The following is a 23,462-nucleotide window of genomic DNA, read 5'->3' as shown; positions in this document are numbered from 1 at the left end:
CTGGATGCAGGCGGCAGTCACCGACGGGGTGCTCGAAGCGCTCCGCATCGGCGTCGGCTTCCTCTGGACGGCGGCCTGGGCCATCATCATGGGGCTGGTCATCACCAGCCTCGTCCAGGTGTACGTCTCGAAAGAGCGGATGGCCGACCTGCTGGGGAACGGGGACATCCAGGGTGTCACGCGGGCGACGCTTTTTGGCGCGGCCAGCAGCGGCTGTAGCTTCGGCGCCGTGGCCATCGGCAAGGGGCTATTCAAGAAGGGGGCCCACGTGGTTTCCTTCCTCGCGTTCATGTTCGCCTCGACCAATCTCATCGTCGAGCTTGGGCTGATGATACTCGTCTTGCTTGGCTGGGAGTTCCTGCTCGCGGAGCTGCTCGGCGGAGTAATCCTCATCGGCGTGATGGCGGTGCTGGTCCACCTGACGCTGCCCGAGGCGCTCTTCGAGCGGGTGCGCGCGGAGCTGGCCGAACGCGACCGCGAGCACGGGACCACGGAGGACCCGACCTGCGGGATGGAAGGCAGCGAGGAGTTCACGGTCGTCACTGACGGCGGCGAGCGGCTCCAGTTCTGTTCGGCGGGTTGTATGGAAACCTACGAGCAGGCAGTCGCGGGCCGGGGAAGCTGGCGCGAGGAGTTGCGCTCGTGGGGCGGGTGGTACAAGGTCGCAAACCAGTACCGCAAGGAGTGGTCGATGCTCTGGACGGACGTTATCGCCGGCTTCCTCGTCTCCGGGTTCGTCATCGTCTTCGTCCCGCAGTGGGTGTGGAACAGCCTGTTCCTCGGCGGCGACGGCGTCCTCGTGAGCGCCGAGAACGCCGTGATGGGGGTGGCAATCGCCGTGGTGAGCTTCGTCGGCAGCATGGGGAACGTCCCCTTCGCCGTCGCCCTGTGGGGTGGCGGCGTCAGCTTCGCCGGCGTCATCGCGTTCGTCTACGCCGACCTCATCACGATTCCAGTCCTGAACGTCTACCGGAAGTACTACGGCTGGAAAGTGATGCTGTACATCCTCGGCGTCTTCTTCGTGACGATGGCGTTTACGGGCTTTCTGATGGAACAGCTGTTCGACCTGCTGGGTATCGTCCCGGACCTCGCCGGCGGGCAGACGGCCACCGAACAGGAGTTCTTCGCGGTCGATTACACGCTCGTACTCAACCTGCTTGCGTTCGGGCTCTCCGGGTTCCTGCTGTACGTCTACCGCCACGGTCTCGGCGCGCCCGGCCAGTACCGCGACCCCGTCTGTGGGATGCGAGTCGGCGAGGACGGACCCAGTGCGACGGTCGACGGCGAAACCTACCACTTCTGTTCGGAGACGTGTCGACGGGCCTTCGAGGGGGCGCCCGGTGCGTACACCGCCGACCACTCGCCGCCGGCCGATGGGACGGCCCACGACCACCACTGACGACGGTCAGCGGTACACCCCGATATCCTCGGCCCACCACGGAACCGGCACGCGCTCCTCGCCCGTGGTGACTCGCATCTCGAACTCGACGACCGTGCCGTCGGGCCGGCGCTCCCAGTGGTCGACCTCCCTGACGACGCCGTCGGCGTCGACGGCGAGCCGCGACTGCACGGAGATAGAGGGGTCCACGCCCGACCCCCGTCCGGTGGCGTTGACGGCGACGACCGCCAGGTCTCGGCCGCCACGGCGGACCGTGTCGACCCGCTGGTAACCGTCCTCAAGCAGCACCTGTCGGAGGCGGGCCTCGCCGGACCGGGTGGGAACGTACGGGACCGTGACGTTACTCGGCTCGCTGGTGTAGGCCCGGTCGGGGTCGTCGCTGGCCGCCCGATACAGCCGTCCGTCGGCGAGGATAGCGTCGTCGACGACCGGGCCGAACGTCCGCTGGACGCGAACGACATCACGCTCGTGGTCTACCCACACGTCCCGGGTGTTCTGTGGCCCCTCGCGCACGACGCGGCGGTGGAAGCTCCGGTCGGCAAGCGCCCCGTCGTGGCGCGCCAGGAGCGCGTCGATGTCGACGCTCCCGTTCGCTCGCGCCAGCTCGACGGCCGAGGCGTCCGGCGTCGTGACGGGGACGGGCGTCACTGCTGGCTCGTCGGCGCTCGGCCCGAACCCGAGGCCGCTACACCCCGCCAGCACGACGAGCGTGACGACGAGGAGGGAGCGATGCATATGCGAACGAAGGACTGCTGCGGCAAGTGGCTGCCGGGGGATTCACGACAACCGGTCAAAGAGCCAGCTTGTAGCCAATCGAGCGACCCACGTGGGCGGGACTGAAAGGGGCGACCCGCTCGACAAAGGCGGTCGACGTAAGGACCGCAGGAACGAACGGAGTGAGTGACGAGGACCACAGCGAGACCCCGAGTCGAGCGGGTCGGGGCTTTCAAGCGGTTCGAGGTGTCTTCGACGTCAGCAGTTACAGTTCTAAATTCGGTTGCTAGGGCCGAACCCTTTTGCCCGTTAGCGGCCAACTGTCCCACAGTGACGACAGACGACGGCTATCTGCGCTTTTTCCCCTTCGAGGAGCCCTACGACCACCAGCGGGAGGCGATGGCTACCATCTACGAGGCCCTCGGGGAGGGCGACGACGTCCTCTTCGAGGGGGCCTGTGGCACCGGGAAGACGCTGGCGTCGCTGGTCCCGGCGCTGGAACACGCCCGCGAGACGGGCAAGACCGTCGTCATCACGACCAACGTCCACCAGCAGATGCGCCAGTTCGTCGAGGACGCCCGCGCTATCACCGAACAGGAGCGGCTTCGCGCGGTCGTCTTCCGCGGGAAGGGGTCGATGTGCCACATCGACGTGGACTACGAGGAGTGTCAGGCCCTTCGGGACACCACCCGGGAGCTCGTCGACGTGGAGGACGACATCGCCCAGCTGGAAGAGCGCGAGGGGGAGCTGCTGGCTGCGGGCCAGGACGGCGACGGCGAGGCGATGGAGGCCCGCAACGCCGTCGTCGAGGAGCTGCGGGACCTGCAAGAGGAGATGGACGAGCTCGAGAGCGAACGGTCGACCTGTGACCACTACTACCGGAACCTCACCGTCGACACCAGCGACTTCTACGCGTGGCTCTACGACGACGTTCGCACGCCCGACGACGTCTACGAGTACGCCGGCGACCGGGGGCTGTGTGGCTACGAGTTACTCAAGGAGGGGATGGAGGGGGTCGACCTCGTCGTCTGTAACTATCATCACCTGCTGGACCCGACCATCCGCGAGCAGTTCTTCCGCTGGATCGGCCGGGACCCAGAGGATATCATCGCCGTCTTCGACGAGGCCCATAACGTCGAGTCGGCGGCCCGCGACCACGCCCGCCGCACGCTGACCGAAAACACCCTCGACCAGGCCATCGAGGAGCTGTCGGGTGTCGAAGACTCGCGGGCCGAGAACGCCGCGAACGTGCTGGGAACGTTCCGGGATGCGCTGGTCGAGACCTACGAGGAGAGTTTCGGGTTCGGGGATAGCGCGGCGCGAAGCGCCGCGAATAACGGAAGCGGGCAAGGCCCGCTGACGCGCGACGCGGTCGACGAGCACTGGGACGACATCACCATCGCGAACGACGACCGGAAAGACGATTTGACCCTCGCGTTCTTCCAGGCCTACAGCGGGCCAGGCTTTCACGAGGAGGTCGACCTGGCGCTGGACCTCGGTCGGGAGCTCGACGAGCGCTACGAGGAGCAGTTCAAAGAGGGGGAGCTTGACACCCGAAAGGAGTGCCAGACGCTCCAGGCCGCGGGCTTTCTGGCCGACTGGCTCTCCGAGTCGGACGCCACCGGGCAGTACCCCGTCGTCAGCGTCCGCCGGGACGAGTCCACAAGCGAGGTCTACGGCCGCGCGGAGCTGTACACCTGCATCCCGGAGCAGGTGACCCGCGAGCTGTTCGACGACCTCCACGCCGCCGTGTTGATGAGTGCCACCGTCCGGCCCTTCGACGTGACCGAAGACGTCGTCGGCCTGGACGACCCGGTGACGATGGCCTACGGCGACCAGTTCCCCGAGGACCGCCGGCGGACCTACGCCGTCTCCGGGCCGGCGCTGTTTTCGAGCGAACGGGACGACCCCGAGACCCAGCGCACGATAGCGCGAACCCTGGAGGATATCATCCGCTTTACCCCCGGGAACACGCTCGTCTTTTGCCCCTCCTACAGCGAGGCCGAGCGCTACCACCAGATGGTCGCCGTCTCGGGCACCCGGTATCTGGACGAACCGGGCAAACAGGCCCGCGACCTGCGGGAGGCCTTCACCGACGACGACGGCGCCGTCCTCTTTACGTCGCTGTGGGGGACGCTGGGCGAGGGCGTGAGCTACGACGGGGACGACGCCCGGACCGTCGTCGTGCTGGGCGTGCCCTATCCGCATCTGGACGACCGTATGGAAGCGGTCCAGGACGCCTACCAGACGGCCTTTGGCGAGACCGACCACGGGAAACCGGTCGACGGCGACGAGGCCGGCTGGCGCTACGCCGTCGAGATTCCCACGGTCCGCAAGACCAGGCAGGCCCTGGGCCGGGTGGTCCGCTCGCCCGAGGACTTCGGCGCGCGCATCCTGCTCGATAAGCGCTACACCGAAGCGGCGGAGATGGAGATGCACGACTACGCCGTCCGTGGCCGGTTCCCGCCCGAAGAGCGAACGGAGATGGTCGACATCGGTCCCGAGAAGCTGAAGTTCGCCCTGCTGAACTTCTATCAGGATATGGACGCCTACGACGGGCCGCCGCCGAAGCCCTGAGACACCGTTCCAGTGGTCCGGCCACACGCTTATTGTATGCAGGTTCGTATACACCACTATGAGCGGGACGACGATTCGGCTCTCGGAGGAGGCCAAAGAACGGCTCACCCTCCTGAAACGGAAGGGAGAGAGCTACGAGGACGTCATCATGCGGCTCACGGAGACCGACAAGTGGGCCGGCTTCGGTGTACTCGGGGGGGCCGAGACTGACACGAGCGACGGAATGGAGCGAGTCAGAGCAGAGATGCAGAGCGGTCTCGACGACGACATCGGAGAAGACGGCTGATGCTCGTTCTCGACAACAATCTCCTGAGTGACTATCTAGACGGAAAGGAGAGCGCACAAGCGTTTCTCCGCGGGCACGAATCGGAACCGTGGGCGGTGTCGGGAATCGTCCTCTACGAGGCGTACATGGGGAGCGTGCATGGCTACATCGACGGCGACGTCGAGACGATACGAGAGGCAGTCACGACCTCGATGGACGTGCTCGCTATCACAGACCGCACGGCACAGGAAGCAGCGCACGTCCAGGAACAGTTACTCGAACGGGGCGTCCCCGCGGACCATCCGGACACACTCATCGCCGCGAGCGCCCGAGAACACGGCGGGACGTTCGCGACCGCGGAGAAACACTTCTGGGAGGAGCGGGTACAGGAGGTACTCGATATCGCTCGCTATGACCCCTACTAGCCTGTGCGGGAGAAAGAGGAGGATAGAAGGCCCTCCACTGGAAACCACCGGGCAATGCTAGTCGCCTTCGACTTCGACGGGACCCTCTCCGACTCGGAGATGACCGTGCTGCTGGGCAACCAGAACGGCACCGCCCAGGACATGGCCGATATCACCGAGCGGGCGATGAACAACGAGATCGAGTACGCCGAGAGCCTCCGCCAGCGCTGTGAGCTGCTCGCCGACCTGCCCGACGAGCAGGCCCAGGCGGCCTTCGACGAGGTCCAGTTGCGCCCCGGCGCAGCCGAGGTCATCGCGGCGCTGCGGGAGGCCGGCGTCTACGTCGCCATTCTGACCGGCGGATTCGACCGCGGGGTCGAAGCTGCACTCGAAGCGGAGGGCGTCGAGGTCGATGCCATCGTCGCCAACCGCCTGCCCGTGGTCGAAGAGAAGCTCACCGGCAACGTCCGCGGGCCGCTCATCGAGGGCACCAAAGACGACGCCCTGGAGGTCGCGACCGCCATCGTCGGCGAGGACCGCGAGGAGACCATCGCCATCGGCGACGGCGCCAACGACCTCCCGATGCTCGAAGTCGCCGGCCTGGCTATCGGCTTCGAGCCGAAACCCGCCGTCGAGCCGGCCTGTGACGTGACCGTCTCGACGATGGACGAGCTGTACACGCTGCTCGAAGAGCGAGACGTGCTGTAGCCGACCCGGACCGCGACTACGACGACTGGGCGATGGCCTGGTCGAGGTCGGCGATGATGTCGTCGACGGCCTCCGTCCCGACGGAGAGTCGAACCATGTCGCCACTGACGCCGGCGGCGGCCTGCTCCTCGTCGGTGAGCTGCTGGTGGGTCGTGCTGGCGGGGTGGATGATGAGCGTCTTCGCGTCGCCGACGTTGGCGAGCAGGCTCGCGATTTCGGTCGACTCCACCGTCGAGCGGGCGGCGTCGTAGCCCGCCTCCAGTCCGAAGGTTATCATGCCGCCGTAGCCGCCGTCCAGATACTCGCTTGCGGCCGCGTGGGTCTCGTGGTCGGAGAGGCCGGGATAGGTGACCCAGGAGACCTCGGGGTGGTCGGAGAGGAACTCCGCGACGGCCATGGCGTTGTCACAGTGGCGGTCCATCCGCGCGGGGAGACTCTCGAGGCCCTGCATCGTCTGCCAGGCGTCGAAGGGCGACTGCTGGCAGCCAAGGTCACGCAGCCCGCGGGCGATGGCGGCGTAGGTGAAGGCGGCGTCGCCGAATCGCTCCTCGAAGTTGACGCCGTGGTAGGCGGGGTTGTCGCCGCCGATTTCCGGGTACTTCTCGGCGTGCTCGTCCCACGGGAACGAACCGCCGTCGACCAGGATACCGCCCACCGTCGTGCCGTGGCCGTGTATCCACTTGGTCGTCGATTCCCAGACGAGGTCCGCGCCGTGCTCGATGGGGTTACAGAGGTACGGCGTCGCGAAGGTGTTGTCGACGAAGAACGGACAGCCGTGGTCGTGGGCGATGTCGGCCAGCCGCTGGAGGTCCGGCGTCACCAGGGCGGGGTTGCCGATGGTCTCGCAGTGGACGTAGGCGGTGTCCTCGTCGATGGCCTCTTCGTAGGCGTCGTAATCCAGCGTGTCGACGAAGCGGGTCTCGACGCCGTTTCGTGGCGCGGTGTGGGTGTAGTAGGTGTAGGTGCCACCATAGAGTGAGGAGGCGGTGACGACGTTGTCGCCGACGTCAGCGAGCAGGAAGGTCGCGAGGTTCAGCGCGCCCATCCCCGACGCGGTGGCGACGCCACCCACCCCGCCTTCGAGTGCGGCCAGCCGCTCCTGGAGCTGGGAGACGGTGGGGTTCATCAGCCGCGAGTAGATGTGGCCCGGTTTTTCGAGTGCAAACTGGGCGGCGGCGTCCTCGGCGTCCTCGAAGACGTAGGAGGTCGTCTGGTAGATGGGCGGCGCCCGTGCGCGGGCTTCGCTGTCGGGCTCTTCCTGGCCGACGTGTAGTGCGTCTGTCTCGAATCCGCGGTCCTCGTCGCTCATACAGACAATACTGAGCGTGGAGCCTCTTAATTCCATACTGACCGGCGAAGGGCGCTGGTGGTCCGGGGTCGCGGCGAAATTGGGTGTGAGTTGACGACGACAGAAGGTGCATCCCGCCGGTTGAGTGTGCCAGTCCGAGCCACCGATGCTGTGGCCGTGAGCGCGTTCTATCGCGCGAAGACGGGGAAGGGAAGGCTTTCGAGGAAAGCATCCGGCGGCTCCGCCGCCGGTTCACCGGAAGCGCGCCGCTGGCGCGCTTCCGGCCTTTTTTCATGAACGTTTTTGCAAGCGGGGGTTCGCATCGCGAACCCCCCCCGCAGCAAAAAGGTTCAGGCGAATTTACGGACCGTCATATCCAGCGTGTCCAGATCCAGAATCGGGGCATAGCCCGAGTCGGGGTCGATGTTGACGGACTTCTGGAACTCCGTCTGGGCCTGCCAGCAGCCCGAATTCAGCGCGAGGACGTTGTGGTACTTCCCCCAGCCCAGCTTGTGGACGTGGCCGGTGTGGAAGACGTCGGGGACCTCCTCCATCACCAGGTAGTCCCGGTCTTCGGGTGCGAGTCGGGTATGGCCGCCGTACTGCGGGGCGACGTGGCGCTTTTTCAGGAGGTGGTACATCGCCTTGTGGGGCTCCTCGTAACTGGCCTCCTCGTCCGGCAGTTCGGCGATGACCTCGTCCAGCGAGACGCCGTGGTACATCAGGATAGTGACGCCCTCGACAGTGACCAGCGCGGGGTTCGAGTGGACAGCGGCGTCGTGGACGGACATGATATCCCGCAGTTCCTCGTCGAAGCCGGGCTGGGGCTCGGCCAGCCGGACGGCGTCGTGGTTGCCCGGAATCATGCGAATCTCCATGTCGCCGGGCACCTCCTTGAGGTACTCCGAGAACTGCTCGTACTGGTCGTAGATGTCGATGATATCGAGCTCTTTGTCCTGCTCGGGGTAGATGCCGACGCCCTCGACCATGTCGCCGGCGATGAGCAGGTACTCGACGTGTTGGGCTTCCTCAGTGTGGAGCCAGTCGGTAAAGCGGTGCCAGGCGTCGGCCATGAACTCCTGACTGCCGACGTGGACGTCGGAGATGAGCGCGGCCTGGACGTGGCGGTCCGCGGTGGAGGGGCTGTGGGTCCGGGGGACGTCCGGGAAGTGCAGCGAGTCGACGAACAGAATCCCGGAATCGTCGGCCAGGGTCCCATCGACCGCGATGACCTCGTCCAGCAGGAGCTGCTGGACAAGGTCGGCGATGGGTCGGTCTTTCATCACGAGACAGGGGAAGGTTCCGTTGGTGTCTTCGAGTTCGACCAGCCAGTGACCGCTGGCCGTCGAGCGGATATCGGAAACCATCCCGATGAGGGCGGCCTCGCTTCCCCCGGCCATGTTCTCGATGGCGTCGGTCGGGCGGTGGTTCACCCGGCCACGCAGCTTGCTCGCGAGCTTCTCGTAACGGTCCCGGAACACCTGCACGAAGTCGTTGTACTCCCCGGTGCCCGTCGAGTCGCCGGTCATGTCGTTGGCGACCTCGATGGCGCGCTGGGAGATGTCGACGTCGCGAGACCCCTTCGTTTCGACTGGAACACCGTCCCCCACGTCGGGCGGGTTCGGCGGCGCCGTTCCAGTTGAAACAGAGGGGTCTTCGGTGTCGGTCGTCGACGTGGCTGGGCTCCCCCCGGTCTCGGCATCCTGGCCCGGTGGCGACGTGGCGGCGGCCCGTGATTCCGACCGGTCGAGCACCGAATCGACGTGGTCGACGGTGAGCTTCAGCGCGTCGTCGGGCATCGTTTCCAGTGCGCGTTCGAGCGCTGTCTCGGACTCCGGCGCGCCGGCCAGACGCGTCACTGCCGCCGGTTCTGCGTTGTAGCCGCGGCTGGCCAGCTCGCTGACGATACGGGCCGGCGTCGAGAGTGGCACAGTATCTCTCAGCGGGCCGGTCCGCAAAAGGCTAGCGGACGGTAACCGGTCGGCCGAGCGGAATGTTGATTGTTCGGCTCCCGGTATGGCCCCACGAATGACCGGTGCCGACGAGCCGGTGGCGAGTGACGACGAGCCGCCACAGTCCGTCCGGTACGGCATGGACATCCTCGGGAGTGCTGGCGCTGTCGTCCTCGTCGGGGTGTTGGTCCTTACCGTCAGCGGAATCTGGCCCCCACTGGTCGCCATCGAGAGCGGAAGTATGGAGCCACAGATGGAACGGGGAGATATGGTGTTCGTGATGGCAGAAGAGCGCTTCCCGGGTCCGGGCGCCAGAGACGGCGTGGTCACCGCAGCGACAGCCGAGTCGTCGGGCTATACTCGCTTCGGACGACCCGGAGACGTCATCGCGTTCGCTCCCAACGGGAGCGACCAGCGGACGCCCATCATCCACCGAGCGATGTTCTACGTCGAAGAAGATGAGAAGTGGTACAGCCGGGCCGACCCGGAGTCCATCGGCGACGCCGACAACTGCGAGGAACTGGCTAACTGCCCGGCACCACACGCGGGGTTCATCACGAAAGGCGACGCCAACGGGAGATACGACCAGGTGCAGCCGACCAAGAGCACCGTGGTCCGACCCAGGTGGGTCATCGGGACCGCCGAGGTTCGGGTCCCCGGACTGGGGTTGGTACGGCTGTCTGCCCGCTGACTGGTCGGGTGTAGCCACAACGGAACGTTGATTGCTCGGCTCCCGGTAGTCGGTGTACGAATGTCCGGTGACGACGGGCCATCTTCCAGTGACGACGAGCCGCCACAGTTCGTCCAGTACGGGCTGGACATCGTCGGCAGCGCCGGCGCCGTTATCCTGGTCGGGCTATTGCTCTTTACTGTCAGTGGCGTCTGGCCGCCACTCGTGGCCATCGAGAGCCCGAGCATGGACCCACAGATAGAGAAGGGCGACCTCGTGTTCGTCATGGAGGAAGAGCGCTTCGCCGGACCGAACGAGAGAGACGGGGTCGTGACCGCGGCAGACGCCGACGGCTACAGGAAGTTCCAGCGCCCCGGCGACGTCATCGTCTTCCAACCCGACGGGAGCGACAGACGAACGCCCATCATCCACCGGGCGATGTTCTACGTCGAGGAGGGGGAGAACTGGTACAGTCGGACCGACCCCGACCATCTCGGCGGGGCCGACAACTGTGACGAACTGGCCAACTGCCCGGCGCCCCACGCCGGCTTCATCACCAAAGGCGACAACAACAACCAGTACGACCAGGTCGGCTCCAGCCCCATCAGCGAGCCGGTCGAACCCGAGTGGGTCATCGGCACCGCCGAGTACCGCGTCCCGCTGCTGGGCGAGATTCGGTTGGGCTGGAATCAGGCGTCATAGCGACTCGACGCGGGGGCAGGTGGCGTCAGTTGTCGAAGCGGGCCTGGACAAACGGCTGGACGTCGTCGATATCGCCGAGTCGAGAGTCGCTGAGCAGGACAGCCTCGGTCTCCTCGGTCGGCACCGACAGGGAGATTTCCTTGGTCCGGCCGTAGCGGCCCTTCGAGACGACGACGGCGTTGACGATGCCCAGCATATCCAGCTCGGAGATGAGATCAGTGACCCGACGCTGTGTGAGGACGTCGGCGTCTATCTCCGCACAGAGGTTCTTGTAGATGTTGAACACCTCGCCGGTGTTGATGTTGTGGACGCCGTTTTTCTCCAGGAGGATGATAGCGAAGAGGACGATCTTCGACTGCGTGGGCAGGGTGCGGACCACCTCGACCACGCGGTCGAGTTCGATCTTCTCCTGGGCCTGTCTGACGTGGTCCTCCTCGACGTTGTCGATCTGGTCGCGTTCGGCGAGTTCGCCGGCAGTCCGGAGGAGGTCAAGTGCCCGGCGGGCGTCCCCGTGTTCCTGTGCGGCGAATGCCGCACACAGCGGGATGACGTCGTCGGTGAGCGCGTTACCTTTAAACGCCACGTCGGCGCGGGCCTGGAGGATATCCCGGAGCTGGTTCGCGTCGTATGGCGGGAAGACGATTTCCTCCTCGCCGAGGCTGGACTTGACCCGTGGATCCAGGAAGTCGGTGAACTTCAGGTCGTTCGAGATGCCCATGATGGAGACCCGCGAGTTCTCCAGTTCGGAGTTCATCCGCGAGAGATTGTAGAGCGTGTCGTCGCCCGACTTCTCGACGAGCTTGTCTATCTCGTCGAGCATGATGACGACGACCCGTTCGTGGTAGTCGACGGCGTCGAAGAAGGAGCTGTAGACCCGGTCGGTCGGCCACCCGGTCATGGGGACTTCCTCGAACTCCTCCTTGTCGGCTTCGAGGTCGTCGATGGCGTCTTCGAGAGCCTCAAGCGAGTCGTAGTCGCTGTCGGCGAGTTCGCTCGTGTCTTCGCGTGCACGGGCCTGGAGGTCTTCCAGTTCCTCGATGCGCTCGTCGATGACGTCGACGTTCTTGTTGATGAACTTGTTCGCAAGCTGGGCGAGCACCCGGTACTGGGTGTCGGTCACCTCGCAGTTGATGTATTCGACCTCGCAGGGGACCTCGTACTTCTGGGAGGTCGTCTCCAGTTCCTCGCTGACGAACTTCGCGCTCGCGGTCTTGCCCGTCCCGGTCTTCCCGTAGATGAGGATGTTCGACGGCGTATCCCCGCGCAGGGCGGTGACGAGAATGGTCGCCATGTTGTTTATTTGTTCCTCGCGGTGGGGGAGCTTGTGGGGCGTGTAGGACGGCCGCAGCACCTCCTTGTTCTCGAAGATGGGCTCGCCTTCCAGCAGGTCGTCGAACAGCCCCCGGGATGCCTCGTCAGAGGCGTCACCCGTACCAGTGTCGAGATTGTCCAGAACGACGTCGTCCAGATCGGGCGACGGCTGGTCGTCTGTCGAACCGAGTCCCGTCGAGGTATCGGTGTCCTCGTCCGGGTCGATAGTCGCCTCCGGGTCGTCGTTTGAGTCAGTCATTCTCGAGATCTGTGACCCCACCGTTTCAGGTGGAGTGTCGCCTGCGAACCGCTAGCTCGGACGTGAGGAGCGTGTTACAGCCACCCTCCGGGCGTTTCCACACGGGCGGGTGCGTCCAGTTGAACCACATGAACCCGTGGCTGAATAGATATTAAATATTTCGGTCCGACGGACCTCGGCGCTGGACCGGAAGTGGAGGTTCTCAACCGTCACAGCGGGCCTACTAGCCGACATAGTCGACGCCGATACCAGACGCTGGCACAGTGTGGGGCAGGTGTGTTTCAGTTCGAATCGAAAGGGGCGAATCGTGTTGCACGGGAACTCGGGGCGGGTCGGTCCAGTCAGTTCGGAGCTGCGGACCGTGCTATCGGTAACGGTAGGGGAACGAGACCGGCGTTCTCGTGAGGGGTGTGCGAGGGGGTACCACGATATCCACTAGACCCCCCCACCCCTTCGTTTCGGGTGGAACGGCCAAGAATGGTGGGTGGGGGTCAGCGCGAGCTGGAGTTGTGCTCTGGACTGGGAAAGATTTATATCACATACTATACAACCAAACCCGTACTGGAAAGAAAAAATAACTCAGCTAGCTAGTACACTTCTAGACTGTTCCTAGAGCGAGTTTCCACCGTGAAATCCCTAGTCTGGCTCGCGCCCGTCCCGGCCCGTCACCCCGTCGAACACCCATCGCGCTGGGTCCCCACCCGGGCCCGTTCCCCGTTCCACCTGAAACGAAGGGGTGGGGGGGGGCATCCCCTTGTCCTCGTCAGCTCCCGGCAGTGATGCACTCTTGTCGGTTCCTAGACCAGATGCGAGGTTTCGCTCTCGCCCGCGGGGGACTGTTTCCAGTCCGACTCACTCTCTTCCCGGAGTCACCTGTTCCGTCTGAGTCGCGTTTTCGCGGGGTAGGTACTCAGTATGGACACTAACGCTACCAGATACGTACTAGTTCACCCCCTGTTTCGCGTGGAACGACCACTCTCCAGACGCCGACCTTCTTCGACGACTCCCTACAACAATCGTGTCAGATTAGTTTTGTTTGTCTGACGTAGCCTTAAGTGAATTCCCGCATCTCTTGGAGGTAGAAGCCGCCATACCGGCACGTCCGGGCGGCGGGAGGATAGGATGGGACTGCTCACAAATCTCAAAGACAGCATTTCGAGGGCGGCATCGACGCTGTTCTCGGAAGAAGACCCCAAGCGTATCGGCATCTACGGACCGCCAAACGCGGGCAAGACGACCCTCGCGAACCGCATCGCACGCGACTGGACCGGCGACGCCGTCGGCCCGGAGAGTCACGTGCCCCACGAGACCCGTCGGGCCCGCCGGAAAGAGAACGTCGAAATCGAGCGCGACGGCAAGAAGGTGACCATCGACATCGTCGACACGCCCGGCGTGACGACGAAAGTCGACTACACCGAGTTCCTCGAACACGACATGGAGAAAGACGACGCGGTGCGTCGCTCCCGCGAGGCCACCGAGGGCGTCGCCGAGGCGATGCACTGGCTCCGCGAGGACGTCGACGGCGTCATCTACGTGCTCGACTCCTCGACGGACCCCTTCACGCAGGTCAACACGATGCTCATCGGTATCATCGAGAGCCAGGACCTCCCGGTCCTGATTCTCGCGAACAAGATCGACCTCGAGGACTCGTCGGTCCAGCGCATCCGCAACGCCTACCCACAGCACGAGACCATCCCGCTGTCGGCCCTGGAAGGGGACAACATGGACGAGGTCTACGACAAGATAGCGGAGTACTTCGGGTGATACAATGGCAGAAGTGAAAGACCCAAGCGACGGCGTCCAGATCGACCTCATCAGCGGGGAGCGCATGGACGGGCTTACGTCCATGGAGAAGATTCGGCTCATCCTCGACGGCGTGCGCGATGGCAACATCGTCATTCTCGAGGAGGGGCTCTCGCCAGACGAGGAGTCCCGGCTCATCGAAGTGACGATGACTGAGATCAGCCCCGACGAGTTCAACGGCATCGAGATAGAGACCTACCCCAAGTCCGAGGCCGCCGACGCGAGCCTGCTCGACCGCATCATGGGCAAGGAGTCGACGAAGAAGCTCACGGTCATCGGTCCGGCAAACCAGATAGAGACGCTCCACAAGGACAAGAACCTCATCAGCGCGCTGGTCTCACGGAAATAATGCCACACCAGTGTACGAACTGCGGCCGCGGGTTCGAGGACGGCTCCCAGGAGATGCTCTCTGGCTGTCCGAACTGCGGCGGCAACAAGTTCCAGTTCCGGCCGGAGGGGGCCGACAACTCGCCGCCGACGGACACGGAACCACCCGAGCCGCCCGAACCGCCGGGCGGAAACAGCACCGTCGCGAAGACGGTCGGGAAGACGGCGGCGACGGTCCGGGACATCGTCGGGGGCACCGACGAGCCCTCCGTCGGTGCCGACCAGCCCGAGACAGCGGACAGCCAGATAGCCGCCGGTCCGACAGACACCGAAGACGCCGCGCAGGCGAGCGCCCGCGGCGAGGTCGTCTCGCCGGACGAGCTTCCGGACCACACTCCCGAGGGCGACCACCAGTTCGAGCCGGCAGGCGCCGACGCGGCAGCCTCGGAGTCGTCGGCCGACGACACGCGCGACCGGCCTGACCTCAAGGAGCTGCGCGAGGAGCTGAACAACCAGTTCGAGTCGGTCAAGGTCGTCGCGCCGGGCCAGTACGAGCTGAACCTGATGGAGCTGTACGACCGCGAGGAGTACATCGTCGCACTGGAGGAAGACGGCCGCTACTCCATTCAGGTGCCCGAGCCGATTCAGGAGTAAACTGGGCCGCCGTTCGCTTTCCGTGCTGTCGTGTGTGGCTCGAATCAGTTCTATAGCGGTCGGTTTCCGGTTCGACTTGAAACCGGGGGCCGCTCTCTCCGAGTGGTGCCCTCAGGCTATCTTGTCGTATTGCTCCTGGAGCTTCTCGGCGGCCTCGGCCATCAGCTCCTGCTCGTAGTCGTCCAGCCCCCACTCGATTACCTCCTCGACACCGTTACTTCCCAGGCGGACCGGTACACCGAAGGCGGTGTCCTCGTGGCCGAACTCGCCGTCGAGTTTGACCGACGCCGGGAACACCGCGCCCGTGTCCCGGAGGATGGCCTCGACCATGTGGGCGACGCCCCGGGCCGGCCCCCACTCGGTCGCGCCCTTGCGCTCGATGACGTCCATGGCCGATTCCTGGAGGTCGCCCAGAATCTCCTCGCGCTCGTCGGCCGAAAAGTCGGGGTCGCGGCCGTCGACGCGGACCTTCGAGAAGACGGGGACCTGTGCGTCGCCGTGCTCGCCCAGAATCGTGGCCTCGACGTTGGTAGTCGGTGCGTCGAAGCGCTCGGCCAGCACGTAGCGGAAGCGAGCCGAATCCAGCCGGCCGCCAAAGCCGATGACCTGCTCGCGGGGCCGGTCGCCGGCCTCGTAGAGGTGGCGGTTCAGCAGGTCGACGGGGTTGGACGTCGTCAGGGAGACGTAGTCGTCGTTGTGCTCGTCCAGCGACGACTGGATGTCCTCCATGATGGGGGCGTTATCGCCCGCGAGGTCGATGCGGGTCTGACCAGGCTGGCGCGGGATGCCGGCCGTGATGACCACCACGTCGGAGCCGGCGGTGTCGGCGTAGTCGCCCTGTCGAACCCGGGTGTTCGAGTCGTAGGCGATTCCGTGGTTCGTGTCCGCGGCCTGCCCGACGGTGTCTTCCTCCTTGTCGGGAATGTCCACGAAGACGAGTTCGTCGGCGATGTCACGAAGGGCGATGCTGTAGCCCGCAGCGGCACCGACGGTTCCGGCCGCACCGACAATGCTTACCTTTGTCATGCCGTGTTGCACTGGTAGCCGAGTGAACGTAAACACTTCTCCTCGCTTTCGGTCCCGGGCTGGGTGGTCCGTTCCGGCCGCTCGTCACGGCGCGTCGCCGGCCCGCAAGCCCTAATCCGCTCGCCCGTCTGTCCACGCATATGAGCGACTTCGACAAGGAAGCCGAGCGCGAGAAACTCCGCGAGAAGTACGGGAAAGAGGAGGAAAAGCGCAAAGCGACCGAGCAGATGAGCGAGTTGCTGTTGAAGGGCGCGACGATGACCAACGCCCACTGTACGGACTGTGGCGACCCTATCTTCCGCTACGATGGCCAGGAGTTCTGCCCCACCTGTCAGAAACCGGTCGCTCGCGACCAGGGCGAGAGTGACGAGGACGTGGACGACCAGGCCGACCACATCGAGGTGGCCGACCCCAGCGACGAGGCCACGGTCCAGTTCGGAGACGGCGCCGACGAACAGTCCGCGAACGGGGCTCCGAAGACGGCCGACGGAACCGGCGCAAACGGTGATGCGGAGACAGCCGACGGAACCGGCGCAAACGGTGATGCGGAGACAGCCGACCGAACCGCTCCGAACGGCGATGCGGACGCGGCCAACACGTCGACAGACGCAGCCGGACAGCCGCCCGCCGCGGGGTCGACGGGTGACACTCCCCGGGAGATTCCCTCGGCGGACCCGGACCGGACGCCCGGGGCGTCGCGACCGACGGAGGCAGACGCCGGCAGCGAACAGACGGCGCCGGCCCCCGACAGCCCCACCCCTGGCCAGCGCGCCGCCCGCGGCGCCGAGGACTCGGTGACGGCGGAGCTGTCGGCTGCCGAGTCGCGACTCGCGGAGACGGTCCATCGGTTCGCACAGCGGGCCGCCGACACCGACGACCCACGCACCGCTCGCGAACATCTCAAAGCGGCCCGCGAGGCCGCCGAGGCGCTCGACGCCGTCCGCTTCTAGCTGTCGACCGGCGTATTGCCGGTCGACGTCGCGTCCGCGGTTCGGTGACGGTCGAGGAATCCCAGGAGTGACTCGACGACTGGCACGTCCTGCTCCGCTTCGGTCGCGGTCGCGACGACCCGGAGCCCGTCGTCCTCGGGGCGACAGAGCGCGACGGCCGGGAGCGACGCCACCGACTGCTGAAGCGGCCCGAACGTCTCGAAGGTGTCGGTGTCGTCACGCTCGCTCGCCGGTTCGCTGTCCCCGTCGGTCGCCGGGTCCACCAGCATCGGGAACGGCAGGTCGTACTGCCGGTCCCACAGCCTGGCCCGCTCGCGGATGTCGGGCAACACGGGAACGACCGTCGTGGCTCGCCTGCGGAACGCGTCGTTGCGCTCGGACAGGGCTCGGACGAGCTCTCGGGACCGTGAACAGTAGTGACTCCCCAGCAACACCACGAGCAGGGAGTCACTGTCGGCGAACAGCTCGCAGCACTGTACCGTCTCGCCCCCGCGACCCACGTTCGGGAGTTCGAAATCGAACTGGTGACTGTCGTGTTCGTCCACGGTCTGACCCCTCCCGTGCGCCTGGAACGCACTGGCAAATGAAACTTCCTATCAGCTAGCGGACAGGGAGACGCTTTTGTCTGATATATCAGGGTTCGTACGCGCTGCCGACGACCGAGCGGATGCGCTCGGCCGTGACCTCGCCGATACCGTCGACCGCGAGCAGGTCGTCGTGGGTGGCGGTCATCACCGCCTCGACGCTGCCGAAGTGTTCGAGCAGACTGCGGGCGGTCACCGGACCGACCTCCGCGACCGAGGCGACGACGTACTCCTGTTGCTCGGCGACCGTCTTGGACTGTTTCTCCCCGTGGACGCTGACCTCGCGGTCGCCGTCGTCCTGTTCGCGGGTCGCGATGGTCTCCAGCAGGTCGGCGGTCTCGGCCTCGTCGTCGGTCCGGAGGACGCTCGCCCCGAAGTCCACGGCCAGGGAGGCCAGCGCGCCGTTGATGGATTTCGCGTGGACGTTGCGCTCGCCGTAGAGGTCCCCGCCCTCGATGACGACCACGGGGCGCGCGTAGTTGCGGGTGGCGTCGCCGACCTGCTCGAACATCGACCGGTCGCCGCCGGTCAGCGTATCCAGGAAGTCCGAGACGGTCTTTCGCTCGACGACGACGCGGTCCGAGAGGACGTAGTCGCCGACGGCCAGCGTCTCCAGGCGCGTCTCGATGCCCGCCCGCGTCGAGAGGTCCCGGGCGATGGTCGAGTCCAGCTCGCGCTGGTCGGCGACGATTTCGACGGCCTCGTCGTCGCCGACCGGTTTGGCGACCAGCCCGTCGTCGTCTCCCCCGTCGTCTGCGGTGTCGCTGTCGGCCGCGCTTTCGCCGTCCGCGGCGTCGCTGTCGGCGCTGGCTTCGCGCTGTTGGGCCGTCATATCCTCGCCGGCGAAGGCGTCCAGTCCGGCCTGCCCGCCGTCGGCGCTGGCACCGCCGTTGGTGGCGGCCCCAGTCGCCTCGCTTCCCGGTTCCGAGCCCGCCTGCTGTTCGGCCCCGCTGTCCTCGTAGTCGTCCAGCCCGGTCTGGTCCAGCTCGGCCGAGAGTTCCCCGGCCACACTTTTCAGCTCGTTGAGCTCCGTTTTCATTCGCTTCTGGTCGTTGCGGGCCTTCCAGAAGTACGCCTCGTCGCGGGTGTCGGTCGCCAGCAGGACGACGACCCGCCCCTCGGCCTGGCGGCCGGTCCGGCCCTTGCGCTGGATGGCCCGAATCGCGGTCGGAACCGGTTCGTAGAAGAGCACGAGGTCGACCTCCGGGACGTCCAGTCCCTCCTCGGCGACCGACGTCGAGACCAGCACCTCGAACTCGCCGCTGCGGAACCGTTCCAGGGTCTCCTGTTGTTCGGTCTGTGTCATCCCCTCGCTGCCGTCGGTGTCTGACTGCCCGACGAACTTCTGGGTCGTGAAGTGATTCGAGAGGAACTCGACCAGCGTCTCGGCCGTGTCCCGGGACTCCGTGAAGACGATGACGCGCTCCCCGTTCTCGATGCCGAGCGTCTCGGCCAGCAGCATTCTGGTCTGGCGGAACTTGGGGTGGAGGTCGTCGTAGCGCTCGGCTTTCCGTATCGCCTCCCGAATCTTGGGCTCGCTGACGAGGCGCTGGTCGGCTTTCGAGGCCCCCGACGAGCGGGCGGCCTCCTTCAGCCGCTCGAAGTACCGCCGCAGGGACTCGACGCTCTGGGTCTCGACGTAGGTGACGGCGGTCCGCAGTTTGCGTATCTCGGCGAGCAGGCTCATCCCCTGGTACCCCTCGCTCTGGTCGTTGTTCATCAGCTTCCGGAGCTCCGCTTGCATCCCCTGGATGTCCCGCTCCGAGAGGTCCGGCGAGGACTTGTTCGTCACGCCGAGCTCCTTGAGTTGTGCCAGCCGGTCCGCGACGACCTCGTTGATGGCGTCCCGGATTTCGATGACGACCTCCGGGAGGTCGATGCGTTTCCAGTCGACGTCCGTGTCGTGGGTGTACTCGGCGACGTCGGCGTCGTCCTCGGTCATCACCGCGACCTCCGAGAGCCCGAGGTTCTCACACACCTGGAGAATGGCCTCCTCGTCGTCGCCCGGCGAGGCGCTCATCGCGGTGACGAGCGGGTCGGCGGCGTCGGCGTGGTAGCGGTCGGCGATGTAGTTGTAGGCGTAGTCGCCGGTCGCGCGGTGGCACTCGTCGAAGGTGCAGTGTGTCACGTGCGCCAGGTCGATGCGGTTGCCCACGAGGTCGTTCTCGACGACCTGCGGGGTCGCGATGACCACGGTGGCGTCCTCGAACAGGGCGGCCCGGTCGTCGGGGCGGACCTCGCCGGTGAAGACGACGATCTCCTCGTCTGGAATCGTCAGGGCCTCGCGGTAGAACTCGGCGTGCTGTTGTACCAGGGGCTTGGTCGGTGCGAGCAGGAGCGATTTCCCGCCCACCTCGTGCAGTCGCCGGGCCGTCACCAGCAGGGAGACGGCCGTCTTGCCCAGCCCCGTCGGGAGACAGACCAGCGCGTGGTCTCCGCTCGCCGTGTCGGCGAGTTCGACCTGGTACCGGCGGTTCTCCAGAAAGCCGTCAGTGACAAGCGGCTGCTCGAGGAACTCCCCGTCGGCGGTGGTCGCCATTGGCGTGGCGTAGTCCCCGGCGGAGGTTAAGGGTTCAGGTAGCGCGGTGGAAGTGGAAACGGTCGATGTATATGCACAATCGTTCAATAATACAGTTGTCGGAAAGAGTTTTGCCCGGCTGTACTGTATAGATTGCATGGTCCCGGTAACGCCGGTCGAGGCGGCGCTCGTCGCGTTCTTCGTCGTCTCCGGGCTCGCTCTCCTCGGACTGGCACTGTATCTCCGCGCCTCGCAGCTCCCCAACCGCGGCATCCGCTCGTTTATCTCCCTGCTGGTGCTGATGGCGCTGTGGTCGTTCAGCGCCGTCGCGAAGCTGACCATGCCCCCCATCGTCGAGCGGTTTCTGGTCGCGCTCGAACTGCCGATGGGCGTCGCCTTCGCTCTGCTCTTTCTGGTGTTTGCCTCCCAGTACACGGGCCGGCGGTGGCACCGCCAGCGCGCCCTCACCGCCTACGTCGTCGTCTCGCTGCTCGCGCTCGCCGTCGGGCTGTTGACGAACCCGGTCCACGGACTGTTCTGGGACCGGATAACCCTCTCGACGGCCGTCTTCCCCCACTACGTCCACGAGGGGCTCGGGCCGCTGTATTTCCTCTACGTGGGACTGGCCTACTGTCACTTCGCGGCGGGCGTGTACGCGCTGGTGAACCTCCACCTCCGGAGCCGTTACAACACGACGCCGATGATGCTCGTCACTGTCGGGGCCTCGCTCCCGCTGCTGGTCAACCTCGTCTCGGTGTTCGACCGGGCACCGATACCGGGACTGGACTACACCCCCGTCGGACTGGCTATCTTCGGCGTCGCGACCACCGTCTCGATGCAACTGGACCTGTTCGACATCATCCCCGTGGCCCGGGATACCGCCGTCGAGCAGAGTAGCGAGGGGATGGTCATCCTCGACTCGAAGCGCCGGGTCCGGGACTACAACCCGACTGCCGCGTCGCTGCTCCCGGCGCTGTCGGCCCATCGGGGCGACCACATCGAGACGGTCGTCGACGACGCGAGCGACCTCTTCGATACGACCACGCCGACGACAATCGCTGACGCCGACGGCGAGGAGGCGACCTACCTCTCCGTGCAGCTCTCGCCGATAACCGACGGCCCCCACCATCTGGGCTGGACGGTCGTCCTCTCGGACGTCACCGAACAGCAGCGCCGGGAACGACACCTCCAGCTGGTCTCTCGCGTCCTCCGGCACAACATGGCCAACCGCATCAACATCATCGTGGGCCACGTCGAGTTGCTGGGCGACGGCGCCGACGAGACCGACCGACCGCATCTCGAGGCCATCGACGCCAGCGCGACCGACATCATCGAGACGAGCGGGAAGCTCCGGACGATTCAGGATATCGTCACCGGCGGCCGACCCGCCCGTCCGACCGACGTCACCCGCACCGTCAGGGCCGTCGCGACCCGGTACGCCGACCGGTACCCCGACGCCGCGGTGACGACTGACTGCCCGGACGGCGTGTTCGCCCGGTGTCCCACAGGGTTCCAGGCGGCGCTCTCCAACCTCGTCGAGAACGCCATCCAGCATAACCACGATTCCGCGCCCTCGGTCTCCGTCACTGTCACTGTCAGCGAACGACTGGTCCACGTCGCCGTCGCCGACGACGGGCCCGGTATCCCCGAAACTGAACGCCGCATCCTGGAAGACGGGGAGACCCCGCTCCAGCACAGCGCCGGCGTGGGGCTCTGGCTGGTCTACTGCTTCGTCGAGCAGGCGGGCCACGAGCTCACTTTCGAGCCCTCGGCCGCGGGCGGGAGCGAGGTCCGATTCGCCCTCGACCGCGCCCTCTCGCCCGTCGAGACCGACCCCAACGCTTAGGGGCGGTAATGACGGTCCCCCGACGCGTACCGCGAGACGATGCAAGCACACAGTGAATACCAGACCGACCGGGACTGGGCACAACTCGGGGCACTCGTCCGCTGGGCCCAGCAGTTCCGCCTGGTCCAGGGCGCCGTCGCGGCGGCCAAGACCGGATTCGCGAGCGCGCTGCTGGGCGTCGCCACGCCGCTGCCCGCGGTCGTCGTCGGCCTGGTCTCTTTCGCCGTCTACACCGCCAACGACCTCGCGGACCTCGAAGAGGACGCCATCAACAGCCCCGACCACTCCTCGTTCGTCGCCAGCCATCCGGCCGTCGTCGCGTTCCTCGCCGTCGGAACGTTCGCGCTCGGCGCCGCCATCGCGTGGTTGGGCGGTGGGCCGGTCGCGCTGGCCGTCGCCTGTGTCCCGCTCGGGGCCTCCCTGTTGTACAGTCTCCCCGTCACATTCGGCGGCCGGCGGCTGAAGGACGTCCTCGGTGTCAACACAACGCTCGTCGCCCTCGCCTGGGCCGTGACCGTGACTGGTGTCCCTCTGATTTTTGCGGGTCGGGCGGTCGGCCCGGTCGCGATTGCGGTCTGTCTGTTCGTCTACCTGCGCACGTTCGTCTCGGTCGAGGTGTTCAACGTCCGTGACGTCACTGGCGACGCCGCAACCGGTGTCGACACGCTCCCGGTCGTGCTGGGCGTTCCCCGTACCAGGCAACTCCTGGCGCTGTTCGAGGGCTGCTCACTGGCGCTGCTCGTCACCCTGATGACTGTTCCGCCGGTGGCGCTGGTCGCGCTCGGTGCCCTCCCCGTGCTGGGCTACTCGCTGGGCCTGACGTGGTTCCTCGGCGAGACCGGCCGGATGGACGCGCTCTGTCTGGCCAAGGACGGCGAGTATCTCCTGCTTGGGCTGGTAGCGCTTGCGCTGGCCTAGAGCCCGGGCACGGCGACGAGGCCGACCCACATCGCGACGGCGCCAAGCACCGGAATCGAGAGGTTGTCGTCGACGACGTAGCCGGCGATAGTGGGTTTGACGCCGTCGGCGAAGGTGGCCGCGACCCCGCCCAGTACCGCCGCCGCCATCGGGACGAACGGCGCCGCAAGCAGCGTACAGACCCCGAACATCACGAGCAACACCCACAGCTGCTTGACGCTGCTTGCCTCGGTCGACCCGAGCAGCCCGCTGATGGGGTCCCCGATGGCGAGCATTAGCATCGCCGGGACGGCGACCGAAATCGGCAGGCCGACGGCGACAGCCCAGGCGACCACCGCCATCCCGACGATGTACAGCGCGTATCCCGCCGGGTTGTCCTGTTCGTACTCGCGGGTGAGCCGCTCGTAGATGGCCCAGTCCAGCCCGACCGACAGCCGCAGGAACTCGAGGACGACGACGACGACCAGGGCGACCGAAAGAAACAGCTGCACGACCCGCCAGTTCACGAGGTCGCCACCGAACAGATAGCCCAGCGGCACCGCTGCGCCCGTTGCGTGGACGAGCCGTCTGGCGACCTCGTCGGTCAT

21 protein-coding genes are annotated in these 23,462 nt (G+C 66.0%); 13 read left to right on the top strand and 8 right to left on the bottom strand.

Annotation, left to right across the window (positions count from 1 at the left end; translation table 11 throughout):
• Nucleotides 1–4: 4 nt before the first annotated feature.
• Nucleotides 5–1,399, top strand: a complete 1,395-nt coding sequence (locus P1K32_RS07935; RefSeq protein ID WP_276252130.1) for a permease — start codon at nucleotides 5–7, stop codon at nucleotides 1,397–1,399.
• Between the two features lie 6 nt (nucleotides 1,400–1,405).
• Here the strand turns inward: P1K32_RS07935 and P1K32_RS07930 are convergent, their stop codons facing one another.
• Nucleotides 1,406–2,134 (bottom strand): hypothetical protein, encoded by a 729-nt coding sequence (locus P1K32_RS07930; RefSeq protein ID WP_276252129.1) that lies wholly within the window; start codon nucleotides 2,132–2,134, stop codon nucleotides 1,406–1,408.
• A 309-nt stretch (nucleotides 2,135–2,443) separates the two neighbouring features.
• Here P1K32_RS07930 and P1K32_RS07925 point away from each other — a divergent pair, with 309 nt between their 5' ends.
• Genes P1K32_RS07925 through serB form a run of 4 tightly spaced genes read left to right on the top strand, consistent with a single transcriptional unit; the run spans nucleotide 2,444 to nucleotide 6,067 of the window.
• Entirely contained in the window at nucleotides 2,444–4,690 is a 2,247-nt protein-coding gene (locus P1K32_RS07925; protein WP_276252128.1) for an ATP-dependent DNA helicase, read from the top strand.
• Between the two features lie 58 nt (nucleotides 4,691–4,748).
• Nucleotides 4,749–4,976, top strand: a complete 228-nt coding sequence (locus tag P1K32_RS07920) for a DUF7557 family protein (RefSeq protein ID WP_276252127.1) — start codon at nucleotides 4,749–4,751, stop codon at nucleotides 4,974–4,976.
• Nucleotides 4,976–5,380 (top strand): PIN domain-containing protein, encoded by a 405-nt coding sequence (locus tag P1K32_RS07915; RefSeq protein WP_276252126.1) that lies wholly within the window; start codon nucleotides 4,976–4,978, stop codon nucleotides 5,378–5,380. The genes P1K32_RS07920 and P1K32_RS07915 overlap by 1 nt, the downstream gene beginning before the upstream one ends.
• A gap of 54 nt (nucleotides 5,381–5,434) precedes the next feature.
• Complete coding sequence (gene serB / locus P1K32_RS07910; RefSeq protein WP_276252125.1) at nucleotides 5,435–6,067, top strand: phosphoserine phosphatase SerB; 633 nt, start codon at nucleotides 5,435–5,437, stop codon at nucleotides 6,065–6,067.
• Between the two features lie 16 nt (nucleotides 6,068–6,083).
• Here the strand turns inward: serB and P1K32_RS07905 are convergent, their stop codons facing one another.
• Complete coding sequence (locus P1K32_RS07905) at nucleotides 6,084–7,376, bottom strand: O-acetylhomoserine aminocarboxypropyltransferase/cysteine synthase family protein (RefSeq protein ID WP_276252124.1); 1,293 nt, start codon at nucleotides 7,374–7,376, stop codon at nucleotides 6,084–6,086.
• 329 nt (nucleotides 7,377–7,705) lie between these two features.
• Entirely contained in the window at nucleotides 7,706–9,286 is a 1,581-nt protein-coding gene (locus tag P1K32_RS07900; RefSeq protein ID WP_276252123.1) for a DNA-directed DNA polymerase II small subunit, read from the bottom strand.
• A gap of 97 nt (nucleotides 9,287–9,383) precedes the next feature.
• On the opposite strand from P1K32_RS07900, the gene P1K32_RS07895 reads away from it, so the two are divergent.
• Nucleotides 9,384–9,998 (top strand): S26 family signal peptidase, encoded by a 615-nt coding sequence (locus P1K32_RS07895; RefSeq protein ID WP_276252122.1) that lies wholly within the window; start codon nucleotides 9,384–9,386, stop codon nucleotides 9,996–9,998.
• 60 nt (nucleotides 9,999–10,058) lie between these two features.
• Nucleotides 10,059–10,679: a S26 family signal peptidase gene (locus P1K32_RS07890; RefSeq protein WP_276252121.1), complete on the top strand. Its 621-nt coding sequence runs from the start codon at nucleotides 10,059–10,061 to the stop codon at nucleotides 10,677–10,679.
• A 25-nt stretch (nucleotides 10,680–10,704) separates the two neighbouring features.
• On the opposite strand, the gene P1K32_RS07885 is transcribed toward P1K32_RS07890, so the two are convergent.
• The gene (locus P1K32_RS07885; RefSeq protein WP_276252120.1) at nucleotides 10,705–12,249 is read right to left on the bottom strand and encodes a Cdc6/Cdc18 family protein; all 1,545 of its coding nucleotides are present in this window, start codon (nucleotides 12,247–12,249) and stop codon (nucleotides 10,705–10,707) included.
• Between the two features lie 1,122 nt (nucleotides 12,250–13,371).
• Here P1K32_RS07885 and P1K32_RS07880 point away from each other — a divergent pair.
• From P1K32_RS07880 to P1K32_RS07870, 3 genes are read left to right on the top strand one after another with little or no spacing between them, the layout of a single operon-like run.
• Nucleotides 13,372–14,013, top strand: a complete 642-nt coding sequence (locus P1K32_RS07880) for an Era-like GTP-binding protein (RefSeq protein ID WP_135303491.1) — start codon at nucleotides 13,372–13,374, stop codon at nucleotides 14,011–14,013.
• A 4-nt stretch (nucleotides 14,014–14,017) separates the two neighbouring features.
• On the top strand, nucleotides 14,018–14,401 hold the full coding sequence (locus tag P1K32_RS07875; protein WP_220588297.1) for a DUF2073 domain-containing protein: 384 nt from the start codon (nucleotides 14,018–14,020) through the stop codon (nucleotides 14,399–14,401).
• A complete protein-coding gene (locus P1K32_RS07870; protein WP_276252119.1) occupies nucleotides 14,401–15,033 on the top strand; it encodes an OapC/ArvC family zinc-ribbon domain-containing protein in 633 nt (210 codons plus the stop codon). The genes P1K32_RS07875 and P1K32_RS07870 overlap by 1 nt, the downstream gene beginning before the upstream one ends.
• A 111-nt stretch (nucleotides 15,034–15,144) precedes the next feature.
• On the opposite strand, the gene mdh is transcribed toward P1K32_RS07870, so the two are convergent.
• A complete protein-coding gene (mdh, locus tag P1K32_RS07865; protein WP_276252118.1) occupies nucleotides 15,145–16,059 on the bottom strand; it encodes a malate dehydrogenase in 915 nt (304 codons plus the stop codon).
• A gap of 140 nt (nucleotides 16,060–16,199) precedes the next feature.
• On the opposite strand from mdh, the gene P1K32_RS07860 reads away from it, so the two are divergent.
• Nucleotides 16,200–17,009 (top strand): Sjogren's syndrome/scleroderma autoantigen 1 family protein, encoded by an 810-nt coding sequence (locus P1K32_RS07860; protein ID WP_276252117.1) that lies wholly within the window; start codon nucleotides 16,200–16,202, stop codon nucleotides 17,007–17,009.
• Here the strand turns inward: P1K32_RS07860 and P1K32_RS07855 are convergent.
• Together P1K32_RS07855 and P1K32_RS07850 are read right to left on the bottom strand one after the other, a co-directional pair.
• The gene (locus tag P1K32_RS07855; RefSeq protein WP_276252116.1) at nucleotides 17,006–17,554 is read right to left on the bottom strand and encodes a redoxin domain-containing protein; all 549 of its coding nucleotides are present in this window, start codon (nucleotides 17,552–17,554) and stop codon (nucleotides 17,006–17,008) included. The genes P1K32_RS07860 and P1K32_RS07855 overlap by 4 nt on opposite strands.
• Before the next feature lie 88 nt (nucleotides 17,555–17,642).
• Nucleotides 17,643–20,132: a DEAD/DEAH box helicase gene (locus P1K32_RS07850; RefSeq protein WP_276252115.1), complete on the bottom strand. Its 2,490-nt coding sequence runs from the start codon at nucleotides 20,130–20,132 to the stop codon at nucleotides 17,643–17,645.
• 136 nt (nucleotides 20,133–20,268) lie between these two features.
• Between P1K32_RS07850 and P1K32_RS07845 the strand changes: the two genes are divergently transcribed.
• Nucleotides 20,269–21,957 (top strand): histidine kinase N-terminal 7TM domain-containing protein, encoded by a 1,689-nt coding sequence (locus P1K32_RS07845; RefSeq protein ID WP_276252114.1) that lies wholly within the window; start codon nucleotides 20,269–20,271, stop codon nucleotides 21,955–21,957.
• A gap of 39 nt (nucleotides 21,958–21,996) precedes the next feature.
• On the top strand, nucleotides 21,997–22,875 hold the full coding sequence (locus P1K32_RS07840) for a UbiA family prenyltransferase (protein ID WP_276252113.1): 879 nt from the start codon (nucleotides 21,997–21,999) through the stop codon (nucleotides 22,873–22,875).
• Here P1K32_RS07840 and P1K32_RS07835 read toward each other — a convergent pair.
• Nucleotides 22,872–23,462: a dolichol kinase gene (locus P1K32_RS07835; RefSeq protein WP_276252112.1), complete on the bottom strand. Its 591-nt coding sequence runs from the start codon at nucleotides 23,460–23,462 to the stop codon at nucleotides 22,872–22,874. The two genes, P1K32_RS07840 and P1K32_RS07835, sit on opposite strands and share 4 nt — an antisense overlap.

It is taken from the genome of Haloarcula rara (assembly GCF_029338235.1).
Lineage (GTDB): Archaea > Halobacteriota > Halobacteria > Halobacteriales > Haloarculaceae > Haloarcula > Haloarcula rara.
This window is presented reverse-complemented; position numbering and strand designations above follow the sequence as displayed.